The organism is Sorangium sp. So ce836, assembly GCF_028553905.1.
Classification (GTDB): Bacteria; Myxococcota_A; Polyangia; order Polyangiales; family Polyangiaceae; genus Sorangium; species Sorangium cellulosum_D.
The window spans coordinates 5726707-5742457 of the sequence record NZ_CP102233.1 but is presented as its reverse complement, the minus strand read 5'-3'; the positions used below and the strand labels follow the sequence as shown (position 1 = coordinate 5742457).

The window sequence follows — 15751 nt, the reverse complement described above, 5'->3', positions numbered from 1 at the left end:
GCCGCCGCCGCCGTCGCGGGCGCGTGGACCGCCCGGGACGGCGGCTTGACACCGGCGGTCGCGGCGGCGTGAATGCGGCGCGTGGATCCATCGCCGAGCCCGTCGTCGCGACCGAGCGCGCCGCGCGCCGATCTGCCCGGCGAACCTGCCCCGCCGCAGCTGACGGTCGCCTCGATGCTCGCGCAGCCCGCGAAGGGGGTCGCCGCCGCGGGCGCCGTCTCGGTCCCGCCCCGGCGGCGCGCCGCGTGGATGCGGCCGGCCTCCCTGCTGGCCGGCAGCGCCGCCCTCCTCGGGCTCGATCTCGCCCTGGCGATCGCGCCGCGGGCCTCGGCCGCACTGACCGCGGTGGAGACGCTGCTCGTGCCCGCGTGGATCGCGGCCGTGGTCTCGCTGGAGCGCCTGCGCAAGGCGCTCGCCGGTGCCAGGGTCCAGGGTAGGAAGCCCCGGCTCGCCCTGTTCCTGCTCGCGCTCGTCCTGCTGCTCGCGTGCCTCGGCGAGAAGTGGCTCCTCGTGCTCGGGCAGCCGGCCGGGGATCCGGGGCAGCGGGTCGTCGCGCTCTACCGCACATACACGGTGCTCGCGTTCTTCGTGGCGCTCGGGGGTCTCCTGGGACGCAGGCCGCTCGAGCGGCTCCTGGCCACGGCCGCGGAGCACCCGGCCCGGCTCATGGTGGTGTCGTTCGGGGTCGCCACGCTGCTGGGCAGCTTCCTGCTCACCCTGCCGCAGTCGCTCCGGGACATCGAGCACGCCTCGTTCATCGACGGCCTGTTCATGTCCGCGAGCGCGGTGTGCGTGACCGGGCTCGCCGTGCACAACGTCGCCGAGACGTACACGCCGTTCGGCCAGGCGGTCCTGCTCCTCTTGATCCAGGTCGGCGGGCTCGGGCTCATGGTGCTGTCGACGTTCTTCGCCATCGTGGCCGGCAGGCGGCTCCGGCTCCGCGACGCGGCGGTGATGGCCGAGATGATCGACGCCGAGTCGTTCGCCCAGCTCCGCCGCAACGTCGCCGCGATCGTCCTGTTCACGCTCGGCATCGAGGCGGTGGGCGCGCTCGCCTTGCTGTTCAGCTTCCTGCCCCACCACCCGATCGCCTCCGGGCCCGTCGCCGGGGAGCCCCTCTCGGGCGCCGGCGATCACCTCTGGGCGGCCGTCTTCCACGCGGTCAGCGCGTTCTGCAACGCGGGCTTCTCCCTCTTCCGGGAGGGGCTCGTCCCGCTGGTCGGCTCGCCCGCCGTGTCCTTCGTGGTGGCGGCGCTCGTGATCCTCGGCGGGCTCGGCTTCCCGGTGCACGACGAGCTCCTGCGCCGGGCGCGGCTGCGGCTCCGGGGCGAGCGCCCGCCGCGGCTGTCGCTGCACAGCCGGGTCGTGCTGATCACGACGGCGGTGCTGCTCGTGGTCGGGGCCGCGGGCTTCTTGTCGCTCGAGTGGCGCCGGTCGATGGGCGGCCTGTCGTGGCCGGTGAAGGTGCTGGCGAGCTTCTTTCAGTCGGCGATGACGCGGACGGCAGGCTTCAACACGGTGGATTACGGGCTCATGGGCCCGGCGACGTGGATGCTCACGTGCATGCTGATGTTCATCGGCGGGGCGCCGGGCTCGACCGCGGGCGGGGTCAAGGTCACCACGGTCGCCGCGCTGTTCGCGACGCTGCGCGCCGAGCTGCGCGGCGACGAGGCGCCGAGCCTCCTCGGCCGGACGCTCCCGGCGGGCACGGTGCGCCGGGCCCTCGGGGTCGCGTTCCTGATGGTGGTGCTCGTCTCGGGGTTCTTGCTCGTGATGCTCGCCCTGGAGCCGCACAACCCGATGGGGCTCGCCCTGGAGACGGTCAGCGCGTTCGCCACGGTCGGGCTGTCGGCGAACATCACGCCGTCGCTGAGCGCGCCGGGGAAGCTGGTCATCACGCTGGCGATGTTCATCGGGCGCATCGGGCCGCTGACCTTGGCGCTGGCGCTGGCGAACCAGGCGAGGGCGCGGAGCTATCGGCTGCCGGAGGAGCGCGTGGGGATCGGGTGAGCGGGGGGCGGGGCGAGCAGGAGCGGGGGGCGAGTGAGTGGCCCGAGCACCAGCGACGTCAGCGTCAAGCCGGGATGGCCGCTGCAGGAGATGCCCCGAACCCGAGGTCGTCCTCCCCGAGCCATGTCAACCTGGCGCCAGGTGGGGCAAGGGCATTCAGGATTTGCGGCACGAGCCAGCACCCCGCGAGGAACGCCTGGAGCTCGTCGACGCCATGTACATGGCGAGAGTACGGTTCATCGAATCCCCCGATCTCAACGAGCACCCGGAAATCCCCGCCCGTGACGGGATCGCGCTCTGGCAACGCGATACGAACGACGATGTCGCAGACGACGTCCGAACCCCCCAGGGCCATCTGGAGCGTGCGTATCAGAACTCTTGGAGACATGTGCATATCCATGGGGTCGCTCAGCCAAGACTCATGATTCCGGAGGAAGAATGGGCGGTTCCAGCGTTCCTCCGCCCGCAAGCTCCACCTTGTCCGTCACCATCCGCTTGATGAACCGCCCGGCATCCTCAATTGCGGTCGCCCAGTCCACTTGTTTCAGGCGCACACTATCATCATACTTGAACCCAAGCACGTCAACGGCGACGGACCACGTGAAGCCATCTGGATCAGGGCGCACGTCGCTGATCCGGAGGGTGATGGTTCGAGGCGGGCTCCCATCTGCGGGCGTAAATACCGTAACGAGCTCAAGCATCGGCCCTCCTAGCAGTCTCGACCGCATTCCCTAAGACACGAGGCGTATTCGTCGTTGCACTTTTTGCGACAGGTCTGAGTACTGTAATTCTTATTACAGTCTTCGTGACATCCCCAAATCTCCAAACAGGCCCGGCGGTAACCATCGCCATCAGATCGCCGTGAAGCACACGGCTGCTCCCGCCAGCCCAATCCACATTGGCGCTCACGGACGCCCCAAAACGCTCGGAGAAGTACAAGTCGGCCTGGGCGTGGCCGCCCGAAGCTACCCCCACCACCCGGTTGCAGACCGTGGCTCCACATACCGGCATCGAATAAATCGACAAGGAAGGACCCAGACTGACATTGCCGGTCCTCCAGGCGTGCACGAGCGTGACTGCGGTTCGATCGCAGGCCCCCACGCGCGCGCCTGGAACGACGCTGAACATGTTGTGGACTTCGAGCAGGAGCTCTTTCTCCTGGCGCCAGAGCAAGCCGACGAAAGGACTCAGCGCCAGCCTGGGACCGGTCCCGATCTGGATCCCGCCCACGCTCACGCCGCCGCTGAGCTCGAAAGCGGCCACCGAGGTTGGAGCGGCGACGAGCGTACACAAAGAGCCGCACACCGCGAGCGCGCGCGCCATCACCCTCCGTCCGTGCCCCATGCCTCCCCCCGGCTCGGATGGTTCTCCCAATCGAAAGGCGGCGTCAACGGTAATCCAGGCCGCAATTATGTCCTCGGCGTCATCACGTAGGCAGCTTGAGCGCGGCGGGGCCGTGGCGAGGGTTCCTACCCCGCGCTCGCGGGCATCGGCCCGGGCTCGTTCGGCATCGCGGAACCCCGCGCGCGACGTCAGGGCGGAGCGGGCGCCGCTGATCGCAAGCGATGCCGGCCAGGCCGCGCCGATCGGGTATCTCAGGCAGGCCGATCAGGCTACGCTCCAGCCATCGCCACGCCATGACATCAGCGTTCGTGCGGCCAGCCATCGAGTCCGATCTCCCTCACCTCCCCGCGATCGAGCGCTCGGCCAGCGAGGCGTTCCGGGGGACGGACCTCAACCTCGACACCCTCGCCAGCGTGACGCCGGCGGACGGCTGGCGGGATGCGCTCCGGGCAGGGACGCTCTGGGTCGTCGACGACGGCGCCGGCGCGCCCATCGCGTTCCTGGGCGCCGAGGCGATCGGCGACGAGCTTCACATCCGCGAGCTCGACGTGGCGCTCGAACGCCAGGGCCAGGGGCTCGGTCGGCGCCTGCTCGGCCACGTCATCGCGTGGGCGCGGAGCGCGAAGCTCCAGGCGATCACCTTGACCACGTTCCGGACCGTCCCCTGGAATGGGCCGTTCTACGCCACCATGGGCTTTCGCGAGCTGTCGCCAGCCGAGACGCCGGCGCGGCTCGCGGCGATCCTGAAGAACGAGGCGCGTCAAGGCCTCGACCCGGCGCAGCGCTGCGCCATGCGGCTCGATCTCGGCGCGACATGACGGCCCGCGGCCCGCGCCGACTCCCCGCGCGCAGCGGCGCGCGCGGCCAGCGGTCGCCCTCGAGCACGTCAGCGCGGCGCCCGGAGATCACTCGTCCGACAGATACGCGACCATGAAGCACATCTCCTGATTCGTCCCTTCCCCCCAGTGCACGTCCTGCGGCGGGAGCTGGAACTGCCCCTCGCTCTCGGCCGCGTTGTCCCAGGTGCACTCGGCCACGAACCGATCTCCCGTCCCCCAGCGCAGCGGCTCGTCGAACATGTAGAGCGCCTGGTGGTGGAACTCGAACTCGCCGCGCGCCGCGCACTCCTCCTCACCGCCGTCGCGCTCGACCCAGGCCCGGTAAGAGCGGCCGAGCAGGTGCATGTGCGGCAACAGGCCGTAGACGAGCCGCGGCGGGCCCTCGTTCTGCGTGCTGCTCCGCTCGGTGTGCCCCTCGACGCCGGCGGGGATCGTGAAGGGCACCGGGCCGAAGACATCCATGGTGACCTCGGCGCGGGGCGGCTCGCGCGAGAGCTCCAATCGGTATCCCGATCGATCGCGGGCGCTCGTGCCCCGGCGCCCGAAATAATGCATCTGCAGGACGAGCTGCTCGCCCGGCTCGACGCGGACCCCGGCGCCCTCCGGCAGCCGCGTCACCCCGACGCCGGGCGCCCAGCTGTGGAGGAGCTGCCAGTCGAGCTCGATGACCGGATCGCGGCACGGGAAAGCGCGCGTCCCCGGCGGGACGCCGTATCCGACGCCCGCATCGCCCGCGAGATCCCGATACACGGCCATGTGGTGCACCACCGCGGGATCGCCGACCATCGCCTCGAACGCCGTGATCCAGGCCGGCTCCGTGAAGGGGTTGTCGATGATCGCGCAGAAATACTCGTTGCCGTCGTCGTCGAGCGTGACGTCGTGCGCCTCGGGCATCTCGAGCGTGGCATCGGGCTCCTCGATGGTGTCCTTCGCGCGCTGCGGCGGGGGCGCATCGGCCGGATCGCCGAGCGGCGCGCCGTCGCGCGCCCAGGCGTCGAAGCGGGAGCGCTCCTCGACGGTGAGGCTCATCCGCTCCGCGCCCTCGTAGCTGCGGCAGCTCGGATCCAGCACCGGCGGCGGCATGTCCCCGTCGCTCACCCGGAGGGCGATGAGCTTCGCAAGCCGCTGCGCCGTCGCGGCGTCCGTCAGCGCCACCCCGCCGACGCCCGCGCCGTCGTGGCAGGAGGCGCACGAGCGCTCCACGAGCGGCTGGATGTCCCGATACCATGTCACCTCCGACCCCGACGGCGAGGGCGCTTGCTCATCGTCCCCGCAGCCCGTCACTCCCATCACCCCGAGCACGAGCGCCGCCGCGCCCCGCGCGCTGCGCACGGTCTTGCACCACGTCATCGCACACCTCCGCTCTGCACGGCCGAACCAGGAGCCGCGGCTCTCCGGCAGGCTCCAAACGATCAAACGTTTCAAACAAACGTTTAAACTGCGCGCGAGGGCGTGTCAAGGACAGGGCCGACGGCGGCGCGCTGCGCGCAGCTTTCCAGCGGAGCGAAGGGGTGCGGGGACCGGAGCCTGGCGGCGTCCGCGCGCGGGGGCAGCGAAGGTGCGCTCGGGAAGGTCAGCGCGAAGGCGCGCTCGCGAACGTCAGCGCGAAGGTGCGCTCGGGAAGGTCAGCGCGAAGGCGCGCTCGCGAACGTCAGCGCGAAGGCGCTCAGGAACCGGCGTGCAGCGATGACAGCACGTCTTCCACGGCGCGCACCAGCGACGGATCGAGCGTCACGCCCGCGGCGCGCGCGTTCTCCTCGATCTGCTCGACCCGCGTCGCGCCGATGATCGCCGAGGCGACGCCCGGCTGGCGGAGGATCCACGCGATCGCGAGCTGCGCGAGCGTCAGGCCGGCCTCCGCGGCCAGCGGCCGGAGCCGCTGCACGATCTCGAGGACCCGCGGCTCCAGGAAACGACGGTACAGGAACGAGCCCGCCGGAGACGTGCCGCCGACGCTCGTCGCCCCCCGCGACTCGGGCGGCAGCGGCTTGCCCGGCAGGTACTTCCCCGTGAGCACGCCCTGCGAGAGCGGCGACCACACGATCTGCCCGATCCCGAGCTCCTCGCACAGCGGGATGACCTCGGCCTCCGGCGCGCGCCACAGCATCGAGTACTGCGGCTGGCTCGACACGAACCGCACGACGTTCGGGATCGCCGCCGCGGCGCGGATCTGCGCGGGCGTCCACTCGCTGAAGCCGATGTACCGGGCCTTGCCCTGCCTCACCACCTCCGTGAGCGCGGTCATCGTCTCCTCGAGCGGCGTGTCGGGGTCGAAGCGGTGACATTGATACAGATCCACGTAGTCCGTCCGGAGCCGCCGCAACGACGCGTCGATCTGCTTGTGGATCTGCGCCGCAGACAGCCCGCGATCCGTGTCGCTCATGGCGAAGAAGACCTTCGTCGCGATGACGTAGCTGTCGCGCGGGACCCCGCGGAGCGCCTCGCCCAGGAAGCTCTCACAAGCGCCGCGGCCGTACACGTTCGCCGTGTCGAGGAAGTTGATCCCGAGCTCGAACGCGCGGCGGATGCACGGGACGGCGCGCTCCCTCTCGACGTGCCAGCCGTACGTGAGCCACGAGCCGAGCCCGATCTCGGAGACCCGAAGGCCGCTCCTCCCGAGCTGGCGATACCTCATCCCCGTGCCCGCGCCGACCGCAGGCGGCGGCAGCGAGGCGGCCTCATCCGTCGCCACGATCACGGCTCCCCTCCCCCGCGGCCCACGCTGATCCGCTTGCAGCCATAGAGCCTCTCGGCGGTGATCCCCGCCTCGCGACACCGCGCGACGAGCTTGTCCGACTCGACGATGGGGCGCGACTCCGGCGTGTACTGCATCACCATGATATGCCCCATCCAGGGCTCCTGCCCCATCGCATAGACGTAAACCTGCTTCGGCCGGAACCGCTCGACGATCGGCCAGCCGCGCTCGAAATCCGAGCCCGTGAACCGGCGCGACTTGTCGTGCTTCCGCAGGAGCGGCTTCGTGAGCAGCGGGCCATAGAGCCAGCTCATCTGCGCGCCGTCGCACTCCATGCCGATGAAGAGGACGTCGGCGTCGCCGATCCGGTCGTGGATCCGGTCGTACAGCTTGGGATCCAGGTTGTTCGAGTCCGCGAGGAACAGCGCGGTGCGGCCGTCCATCGCGACCGCGAAGCCGGCCTTCGTCCGGATGTCCAGGTCGGCGTGCTCGCCGAGGAACGGAAGCGCCGTGATCCGGCCGCCCGGGATCGACAAGGACTCCATCGGCCCGAGCTCCAGCACGCGCGGAAAGCCGATCCGCTCGAGCGCGAGGCGCAAGGACGGGTCGACGCGGCAATCGCCCTTGCTCCGCGGGACGACGATGGTGCCGATCTTGTGGCGCAGATCGATCAGCGTCTCGAGCAGGCAATGGTCCTGGTGGTTGTGCGTCAGCACGACGTAATCGATCCGCTCGGGCAGATCGTCGTGCGTGAGGCGCTCGCCGGGGCCGCCGTGCTGGTAGGCGATGATCGGATCGAACAGGACGCTCGTCGACGCGCTCTCCATCAGCACGCACGCGTGGCCATAATACGTGAGCCGCGGCTCGGAAGAGCGGTAGTCCGGCCGGCGCGGCGGCCGCTCGGCCGAGAAGAAGCTGCGGAAGAGCGGCTCGTCCCCGGCGCTCACCCCGAGCCGCTCGCGGATCTCGCCGTACGATCCCGGGGTGTGGCGCATGCGGAAGAGCGCGTCGAGGTGCTCCGACGCGAACGGCACGTCGAGCATGAGCACGCCGGGGCGCGGGAGCCGCGGCGTGCTGAGCCCGTAGCCGCGGACGTCGCTCGCCGCGAGGAAGATGGCGAAGCTCTGCGCGGCCGGCTCGTAATACTCGCTGTCGTAGAACAGCGGCTCGAAGTAGCGCACCGCGGGCTGGCCGTTCACGTCGTAGGTCAGCTCGACCATCCCCCGCAGCGGCGCGGGGATCTGCGCGTAGAGCGGCTCGAGCGACATGCCGTCGCCCCGCTCCGCCACGAGCCGGTCGAGCTCGTGAATGGCGTCCGCGAGCGAGAGGAGCCGGGCGCGCTCGCGGACCGTGCGCTCGGCGAGCGCGCGGACGGCCCCCGCCGCCTCGGCGCCGTGGCCGATGAACGGGCCGCCGGCGAGCGCGGGGTTGGTGAGCGCGGCGACGTGGATCTGCGGGTCCTCCGCGAAGGACTGCATGAGCTTCACGTGGCTGTTCGCGAGGAACATCGCCGCGCTCGGCGGCGGGATCAGGTAGATCCACGCATACCACTGGTTGAAGAGCGGCTCGGCGATGGCATTGGGCCTCAGATGGACTTCGTCGCTTCTCATGAATGCTCCACGCCTGGCCCGGGCACGGGCGCGCTGGGGGATGGATTGAGCCCTGCGTCGTGCAATCGCGCCTCGATGGCGCGCGCGACCGCGGCGACGGCGGGCGCGCGCAGGACGCTCGCGTGGTCGGCCTCGACGTCGCGCACCTCGACGACCCCGGCGAGGGCGCGCCACCGGCGCGCCGCCTCGGCGGGGTCGGCGAGGGTCGCGGTCGCGCGCAGCAGGAGGAGCGCGCCCGGGAAGCGCGCGCCCTCGTAGGCCGACGCCGCGCGGACGTGGGCCGCGTACACCGCGTACATCCGCTGGATCTGCTCGTCCGGCACGTCCTCGGGCAGGACCGCGCTCGACCTCGCGCGCGCAAGCACGAGGTCGAGCCGACCGGACGGCTCGGTCGCGACGAGATCCGCGAACAGCGTCGGGCCGACGAGCCCGAGGTCGGCCGCGAACCCGCCGACGAGCCCGAGGTCGGCCGCGAACCCGCCGACGAGCGCCCCCTCGTCGAGGGGCGGCGCGACGCCGGGCGGCCGGCTGTCGATCAAGGCGACGAGCGGGACGTCGCGCCCGGCATGGGCGAGCTGGCGCGCGAGCTCGAAGGCCAGCACGCCGCCGAGCGACCAGCCGCCGAGCAGCAGCCGCGCGCTCGGGCAGACCTGCTCGATCAGGGCGCGGTACGGCGCGACGATCGCCTCGACGGTGGACGCGGCGGTGGGCGCGGCCTCGGCGGAGAGCCCCGGCGCGCGCAGCGCGTACACGCGCCGCCGGCCGCCGAGGCGGAAGGCGAGCTCGCGGTACATGTCCACGCCGCCGCCCGCGGCGTGGACCAGGAAGAGCGGCGCGGCGTCCGCGGGGCCGTCCTCGAGCAGCACCAGCGCGGTCGCCTCCGACGGGCGCCGCGCGCGGATCGCGGCGGCTAGGCCGTCGATCGTGGGCCGCGCGTAGAGCGCCGAGGCCTCCAGCGCGACGCCGAACCGGGCGCGCACGCGGAGCATCATCCGCATCGCCGAGAGCGAGTCGCCGCCGAGCTGGAAGAAGTCGGCGCGCGGGTCGATCGCGGGCCGGCCGAGCACGCCGCGCCAGATCTCCACGAGATCGCGCGCCACCGGGTCCTCGGGCTCGGCCGGCGCGATCTCGGCGGCGGCCGCCGCGGGCGCGGGCAGCGCGGCGCGGTCGACCTTGCCGCTCGGCATGCGCGGGATCGCGTCGAGCGCCACGAGCTCGCCCGGCACCATGTGCTCGGGCAGGCGCGCGGCGAGCGCGGCCGCCACCGACGCCGCGGTCGCGCCGGGGTCGAGGACCACGTACGCCACGAGGTGCGCTCCGCCCGCGGCCGCGTCCCGCCGGACCGCGCACGCGGCGCCGCGGACGCCCGGGGCCGCGAGGAGCGCCGCCTCGACCTCCTGGATCTCGATGCGGTAGCCGCGCACCTTGACCTGCCCGTCGCGGCGGCCGACGAACTCGATCTGCCCGTCCGGCAAGAGGCGGACAACGTCGCCGCTCCGGTACATCCGCGCGCCCGGCGTGGAGGAGAACGGGTCGGGCACGAACCGCTCGGCCGTCAACCCGGGCCGGTTCCAGTACCCGCGGGCCACCGCGACGCCTCCGATGCAGAGCTCGCCGATCGCGCCGGGCCGGATCAGGCGGAGATCCTCGTCGACCACGTAGCAGGACGCGTTCCCGATCGGGCGGCCGATCGGGACCACGTCCGACGCGCGGGCGCACGGCCACTGGGTCACGTCGATGGTGGTCTCGGTCGGGCCGTAGGTGTGCACGAGCTCGGTGGACGGGAGCACGGCGAAGCACCGGTCCCGCGTGCTCCGCGCCAGCGCCTCGCCGCCCGCGAAGACGCGCCGGAGCGTCGCCGCGCAGCGGCGCGCGTCGGGCTCCGCGAGGAAGTGATCGAGGAGCTGCGGCATGAACCACAGCTCGGTGACCTCCGCGGCGACGATGAGGCGCGCGAGCGCCATCGCGTCGCGCTGCACGCCCGGGGGGGCGATGACCATCGTCGCGCCGGCGACGAGCGGCGCGAACAGCTCCCAGAGCGAGATGTCGAAGCTCAGCGAGGTCCGGTGCAGGAACCGGTGCCCCTCGGCCAGGGGGAAGCGCCGCTGCCGCCAGAGCAGGTTGTTGCAGAGCTGCCGGTGCGGCACGACGACGCCCTTCGGCTGCCCGGTCGAGCCGGAGGTGTAGATGATGTACGCCGCGTCGTCCGGCGAGCGCCGATCCGGCGCCGCGCGGGGCGGCGCGGGGCGGCGCGGATCGCGCGCGAAGTCCGCGGCGACGACGGCCTCGACCCCGGTGCCCGCGACCTTCTCGGCGCCGCGGCGGTCGACCAGGACGACCGACGAGGCCGAGTCGCGGATCACGTAGGCGATCCGCTCGGCGGGGTACTCGGGGTCGAGCGGCACGAACGCCGCGCCGGCGATCAGCACGCCGAGGACGCACACGACCGTGTCGACCGACCGGTCCATGCAGATCCCGACGTGGCCCTCGCGGCCGATCCCGCGGCGCGCGAGCTCGGCCGCGACGGCGGAGGCGCGGGCCCACAGGCCGGCGTAGGTGACGCGCTCGTCGCCGGCCCACACCGCGACGGCCTCCGGCGCCCTCCGCGCCTGCGCCTCGACGAGGGCCTCGATCCGCATCGGCCCCGGCCACTCGACGCGGACCGCGCCGTTCGAGAGGGCCAGCGCGCGCTGCTCGGCGGTGAGCAGATCGAGCTCGGCGTGGGCGCCCTCCGGCGCGCGCGCCATGGCGTCGAGGACGCGCCGGGTCGCGCCCGCGACGAGCTGCATGTCCTCGTCCGAGAAGAGCGACGCGTTGCCGCTGAACAGGATGGACAGGCCGCCGTCCGCCGGGCTGAGGCTGCACGCGACCGAGAGCGCGAGGGGCGCCTCGCCGACGTCGTGCTCGTCGAGGACCGTGAGCCCCGGGATCGAGAGCGCCGCGTCGTAGGCGTGGAAATGGGCGAAGTTGAAGAGGACGTCGAAGAGCGGCTCGCCGCCGTTCTCCCGGACGAGCCGCGCGAGCGGGTACCGGCGGTGCGCGTCCATCGCGCGCTCGGCCTCGTGGACCTGCCGGACGAGATCGCGAAAGCTCCCGCGCCCCAGCGCGACCCGGAACGGGACCGTGTTGAGGAACATCCCGACGGCGCGATCGCCGTCCTCGGACTCTGGGCGGCAGTTGACCACGAGCCCGGTGACCACGTCCCGGCGGCCGCACAGGTAGGCGAGCACGCGGAGGTGGGCGGTCAGGAGCACGGTCTTGAGCGGGACCCCGAGGTCGGCGGCGAGCGCCGCGAGGCCCGCGTGGACCGGCGCCGCGACCCGCTCGCGCACGTTGCGGACCGGCGCCTCCTGCGGCCGGCCGCCAGTCGGGGCCGGCGCGGCGGCGACCGGCGCGAGCGCGGCGCCCTCGAGCGCCCGCCGCCAGTGATCCCGCGCCGCCTCCGACGCGAGCGCCTGCCGCTCGAGGGCGGCGCACTCGCGCTGCCCGACGCGCGGGGGCGGCGGGAGCGCCGGGACGTCCATCCCGAGCTCCCGCGCGTACAGCTGGAAGAGCTCGGTGACCATCTGGGCCGAGCTCCAGCCGTCGAGCAGCACGTGGTGCTGCGCCCGGGTGAACTGGAAGCTGCCCGGCCCGCGGCGATGGACCGAGATCCGGAGGAACGGGCCGCGCTGCAGGTCGAACCCGCCCGCGCGCGCCCGCTCGAGGTGCTCCGCGAGGGCGACGGCCTGCGCGGCCTCGGTCAGACCGGTCCAGTCGTGCAGCTCGACGGGGATCTCGGCCCCGGCACGCACGATCTGCAGCGGCTCGCTGAAGCCGGTGAGATCCACGGTCGACCGGAGCGCCGGGTGGCGCCGCGCGAGCTCGCCGAGCGCGCGGCGGAAGGCGGCCTCGTCGAACGGCGCCCGCAGGTGGTAGCTCGCGACGTCGTGGTAAAAGACCGAGCCCGGCTCGCCCAGGCTATGCGCGAGCACGCCCAGCTGGAGCTCGGTGAGCGGGAAGGCGTCCTCGGCGTCGGCCGGCAGGCGCGCCCGGTCGGCGTCCTGGAGCTGCGCGAACGGCGCGAGGGGCGCAAGGCCGCCGGCGGCGCCGCGGCCGTGGGCGTCGAGCCACGCGGCGAGGGAGCGCACCGTCGGGTGATCGAAGAGCTGCGCCGGCGTGAAGTGGAGCCCGCGCCGGGCCGCCTGGGCCTGCACCCGGATGCTCCGGATGGAGTCGCCGCCGAGGGTGAAGAAGTTGTCGTCGACGCCGACGCGCTCGGCCCGCAGGACGAGCGACCAGATCTCCGCGAGCGCCCGCTCGGTCTCGGTCCGCGGCGCCACGCTGGCCGGGGCCGCGGGCGCGACCGGCGCCGGCAGGGCGCCGCGATCGACCTTGCCGTTCACCGTGCGCGGCAGGCGATCGAGCCGCACGAACGCCGACGGCACCATGTACGAGGGCAGCCTGGCCGCGATCCGCGCGCGCAGGTCGTCGTCCGAGGGGCCGCCCGGGTCCACGGCGAGGTAGGCGTAGAGCCGGGCGCCGTCGCCGTCGTCGCGCGCGACGACCACGGCCTCGCGCACCGCCGGGGAGCCCCCGATCACCGCCTCGATCTCGGCGGGCTCGACGCGGTAGCCGCGCACCTTCACCTGGTCGTCGACGCGCCCCATGAACTCGAGCGCGCCGTCCGCCCGGAAGCGCGCCCGGTCCCCGGTGCGGTACATCCGCGCGCCCGGCGCCCCCGCGAACGGATCGGGGCAGAAGCGCTCCGCGGTGAGGTCCGGGCGGCGCGCGTAGCACCGCGCGACGCCGAGCCCGCCGACGTAGATCTCGCCCGCGGCGCCGAGCGGCGCCGGCCGGAGGTCGCGGTCGAGCACGTAGATCCGGGCGCTCTCCGCGGGGCGGCCGATCGGGACGCGGGCGGCCGCGGCGTCCTCGGGCAGGCACGCGCGCGCCGTGCACCAGACGGTGGCCTCGGTCGGGCCGTACTCGTTCAGCAGCCGCGTCCCCGGGAGGCGCTCGACGTGCTTGCGCACGAGGGCCGGCACGCAGGCCTCGCCCGCGACGATCGCGAACCTGTGGAGCGCGAGCTCGGCCTGCGGGACGGCGTCGAGCAGCGCGCCCCACAGGTTCGGGTTGCAGTAGGTGACGGTGATCCTGTGCTCGCGGATGAGCCGCGCGATCGCGGCGGCGTCGCGCTGCGCGCCCTCCTCGGCGATGACGAGCGTGCCGCCCTCGCACAGCGTGTTGAAGATGGGCGCGACCGAGCTGTCGAACGCGAACGAGTAGAGCAGCAGGCAGCGCTCGGTCGGCTCGCCGAACAGCGCGCAGCGGGCGCGCATCGAGGCGTGGAGGTTCGCGTGCGTCACCTCGACGCCCTTCGGCTCGCCCGTGGAGCCCGAGGTGTAGATCACGTACGCGAGCGAGCCGGGCGCGGGCCCCGGCAACGCCGCGGGCGCCGCGTCGAGGGCCGCGTCGACGAGGAGCAGGTCGGCCGCCGGGGCGCGATCCGCGGTCGCCGCGTGCGCGACCACGACCTGCGTGGTCGCCTGCTCGAGGAGGAAGCGCCGACGCGCCTCGGGGTAGCTCGGGTCGACGGGGACGTACGCCGCGCCGGCGCGCAGCACGCCCAGGATGCCGACGATCAGATCGATCGAGCGCTCGATCAGGACCACGACGCGCGACTCCAGGCCGACCCCGCGCGCCGCGAGCGCCGAGGCGACGGCGCGGGTGCGGGCCTCGAGCGCGCGGTAGGTGAGGCTCGCGCCGCCGGCCGTCACCGCGACGCGCTCCGGGCGCCCGGCCGCCCGCTCCAGGATCTCGTCGACGACGGTGCGCCCGGCGGCCGCGGGATCGCCCCCGCCGTCCCCCAGCGCGAGGAGCCGCCGGAGCTCGGCGGGCCCGACGAGATCGAGCCGCGCCACGGAGCGATCCGGCTCCCTGCTCGCCGACGCGATCAGCGTCGCGAGCCGCTCCGCGAACAGGTCGGCGAACGCGCCGCCGTACCGCGCCCCCGCGAAGCGCAGCGCGCACGCGAGCCGCGGCGCCTCGGGCGACCACGTGAAGCCGACGCGGATGCCGGCCGCAGGCTCGTCCACCTCGCACGCCGCGACGCGGGCCGTGACGCCCGCGCGCTCGGCCGGCGCCGGGGCGCGCTCGAAGCAGAACGCGACGCCCGCGGTCCCCTGCCCCTCCGCGGTCTCCTCGCCCTCGCGCGCCCCCAGGCACGCCTGCCACTGGGCGTGCTCCCGGAGGCGCGCGTGCACGTCCGCCGCGAGCGCGGCGAAGGTCGCGCCGGCGCCGACGGGCGCTGAAAAGGGCGCGAGCTGCGCGAACGGGCCGACCGCGCCCGCCAGGTCGGCGAGCTCGCGGCCGCCGAGCAGCACGTCGAGGCGCACCTCGCCGCGGCCGGTGTGACGGTCCACCGTCGCGGCGACGGCGGCGAGCAGCAGGGCTTCGAGCGACGCGCCGCGCTCGGCGGAGGCCCGCTCCAGGGCGGCGAGCGTCGCGGCGTCGACCTCGAAGGACCGGTCGATCGCGCCCTCGGACGGGGGCTCGTCCAGGCCGGGCACGACCGACGCCTCGACCGACCGATGCCGCTGCCAGTGCGCGATCCCGGGGACGGCCTCGTCGGACGCCGCCAGCTCGGCCACCCAGTCGGCGTAATCGGCGTGCTGCACGGCGGGCTCGAGATCGTCGCGGGTGTGCCCGGCGCGCGTCGCTGCCAAGGCGCAGAGCTCGGTCGCCAGGTGCCCCGCGGTCTCGCGGTCGGCGCACAGGGCCGACGTCCGAAGGCCGATGACCCACCGGGCGCCGCCCGCGCGCGCGATCGCCCACGTGGTCTCCGGGCCGCCGGCGGGGGGCGGCGGGAGCGCGGCCTTCGTGCGCGCGACAAGCGCGGGCTCGGTCTCGCCCTCGGCGAGCGGCGCGATGACGACGGGCGCCGGCGCAGCCTCGAGCACGACCTGCAGCGGGTGCGCCATGCCCGCGAGGCACGCGAACCGCGTCCGGAGGATCTCGTGCCGGCCGGCGAGCTCCGCGATCACCGCGGCGGCGCCGCCCTCCCCGGAGACCCCGTCGACCACGAAGACGAAGCGCGCCTCCGGCGCCGTCCGCGCGGACGAGAGCCGCCTCTGCTGCGGCGAGAGCCGAAAGCCGCGAATGACCTGCTCGTCGGGCGCCGGTGTCTGAATTTGCCTAGCCATCGTATCCCCGGTCCATGGTGCTCAGCACGAAGTCTCCCCGCGTCCGCGGCGCGCGGCGGTCCTGGAGGT

At 73.6% G+C, this 15751-nt stretch carries 8 protein-coding genes; 2 read left to right on the top strand and 6 right to left on the bottom strand.

Annotated features, from left to right (window positions below; all coding sequences use genetic code 11):
• Window positions 1–72: 72 nt before the first annotated feature.
• The gene (locus tag NQZ70_RS20700; RefSeq protein ID WP_129575749.1) at window positions 73–2010 is read left to right on the top strand and encodes a TrkH family potassium uptake protein; all 1938 of its coding nucleotides are present in this window, start codon (window positions 73–75) and stop codon (window positions 2008–2010) included.
• A 64-nt stretch (window positions 2011–2074) separates the two neighbouring features.
• Here NQZ70_RS20700 and NQZ70_RS20695 read toward each other — a convergent pair whose 3' ends face one another.
• Together NQZ70_RS20695 and NQZ70_RS20690 are read right to left on the bottom strand one after the other, a co-directional pair.
• Complete coding sequence (locus tag NQZ70_RS20695) at window positions 2075–2410, bottom strand: DUF6968 family protein (RefSeq protein WP_129575748.1); 336 nt, start codon at window positions 2408–2410, stop codon at window positions 2075–2077.
• Between the two features lie 19 nt (window positions 2411–2429).
• Complete coding sequence (locus tag NQZ70_RS20690) at window positions 2430–2711, bottom strand: hypothetical protein (RefSeq protein WP_129575747.1); 282 nt, start codon at window positions 2709–2711, stop codon at window positions 2430–2432.
• Window positions 2712–3647: 936 nt separating this feature from the next.
• Between NQZ70_RS20690 and NQZ70_RS20685 the strand changes: the two genes are divergently transcribed.
• Complete coding sequence (locus NQZ70_RS20685; RefSeq protein WP_129575746.1) at window positions 3648–4172, top strand: GNAT family N-acetyltransferase; 525 nt, start codon at window positions 3648–3650, stop codon at window positions 4170–4172.
• Between the two features lie 87 nt (window positions 4173–4259).
• Here the strand turns inward: NQZ70_RS20685 and NQZ70_RS20680 are convergent, their stop codons facing one another.
• From NQZ70_RS20680 to NQZ70_RS20665, 4 genes are all read right to left on the bottom strand, one after another.
• The gene (locus NQZ70_RS20680; protein ID WP_129575745.1) at window positions 4260–5543 is read right to left on the bottom strand and encodes a hypothetical protein; all 1284 of its coding nucleotides are present in this window, start codon (window positions 5541–5543) and stop codon (window positions 4260–4262) included.
• A 316-nt stretch (window positions 5544–5859) separates the two neighbouring features.
• Entirely contained in the window at window positions 5860–6828 is a 969-nt protein-coding gene (locus tag NQZ70_RS20675) for an aldo/keto reductase family protein (RefSeq protein ID WP_165374653.1), read from the bottom strand.
• Between the two features lie 59 nt (window positions 6829–6887).
• On the bottom strand, window positions 6888–8498 hold the full coding sequence (locus tag NQZ70_RS20670) for an MBL fold metallo-hydrolase (protein ID WP_129575743.1): 1611 nt from the start codon (window positions 8496–8498) through the stop codon (window positions 6888–6890).
• Entirely contained in the window at window positions 8495–15682 is a 7188-nt protein-coding gene (locus NQZ70_RS20665; protein WP_129575742.1) for a non-ribosomal peptide synthetase, read from the bottom strand. The genes NQZ70_RS20670 and NQZ70_RS20665 overlap by 4 nt, the downstream gene beginning before the upstream one ends.
• Window positions 15683–15751 lie beyond the last annotated feature (69 nt).

What these genes read in the sequence shown, in the direction of transcription:
- NQZ70_RS20690 (WP_129575747.1), bottom strand. Translation starts at nt 2,711, where the DNA reads ATGCTTGAGCTCGTTACGGTATTTACGCCCGCAGATGGGAGCCCGCCT.
- NQZ70_RS20700 (WP_129575749.1), top strand. Translation starts at nt 73, where the DNA reads ATGCGGCGCGTGGATCCATCGCCGAGCCCGTCGTCGCGACCGAGCGCG.
- NQZ70_RS20665 (WP_129575742.1), bottom strand. Translation starts at nt 15,682, where the DNA reads ATGGCTAGGCAAATTCAGACACCGGCGCCCGACGAGCAGGTCATTCGC.
- NQZ70_RS20670 (WP_129575743.1), bottom strand. Translation starts at nt 8,498, where the DNA reads ATGAGAAGCGACGAAGTCCATCTGAGGCCCAATGCCATCGCCGAGCCG.
- NQZ70_RS20685 (WP_129575746.1), top strand. Translation starts at nt 3,648, where the DNA reads ATGACATCAGCGTTCGTGCGGCCAGCCATCGAGTCCGATCTCCCTCAC.
- NQZ70_RS20695 (WP_129575748.1), bottom strand. Translation starts at nt 2,410, where the DNA reads ATGGATATGCACATGTCTCCAAGAGTTCTGATACGCACGCTCCAGATG.
- NQZ70_RS20675 (WP_165374653.1), bottom strand. Translation starts at nt 6,828, where the DNA reads ATGAGGTATCGCCAGCTCGGGAGGAGCGGCCTTCGGGTCTCCGAGATC.
- NQZ70_RS20680 (WP_129575745.1), bottom strand. Translation starts at nt 5,543, where the DNA reads ATGACGTGGTGCAAGACCGTGCGCAGCGCGCGGGGCGCGGCGGCGCTC.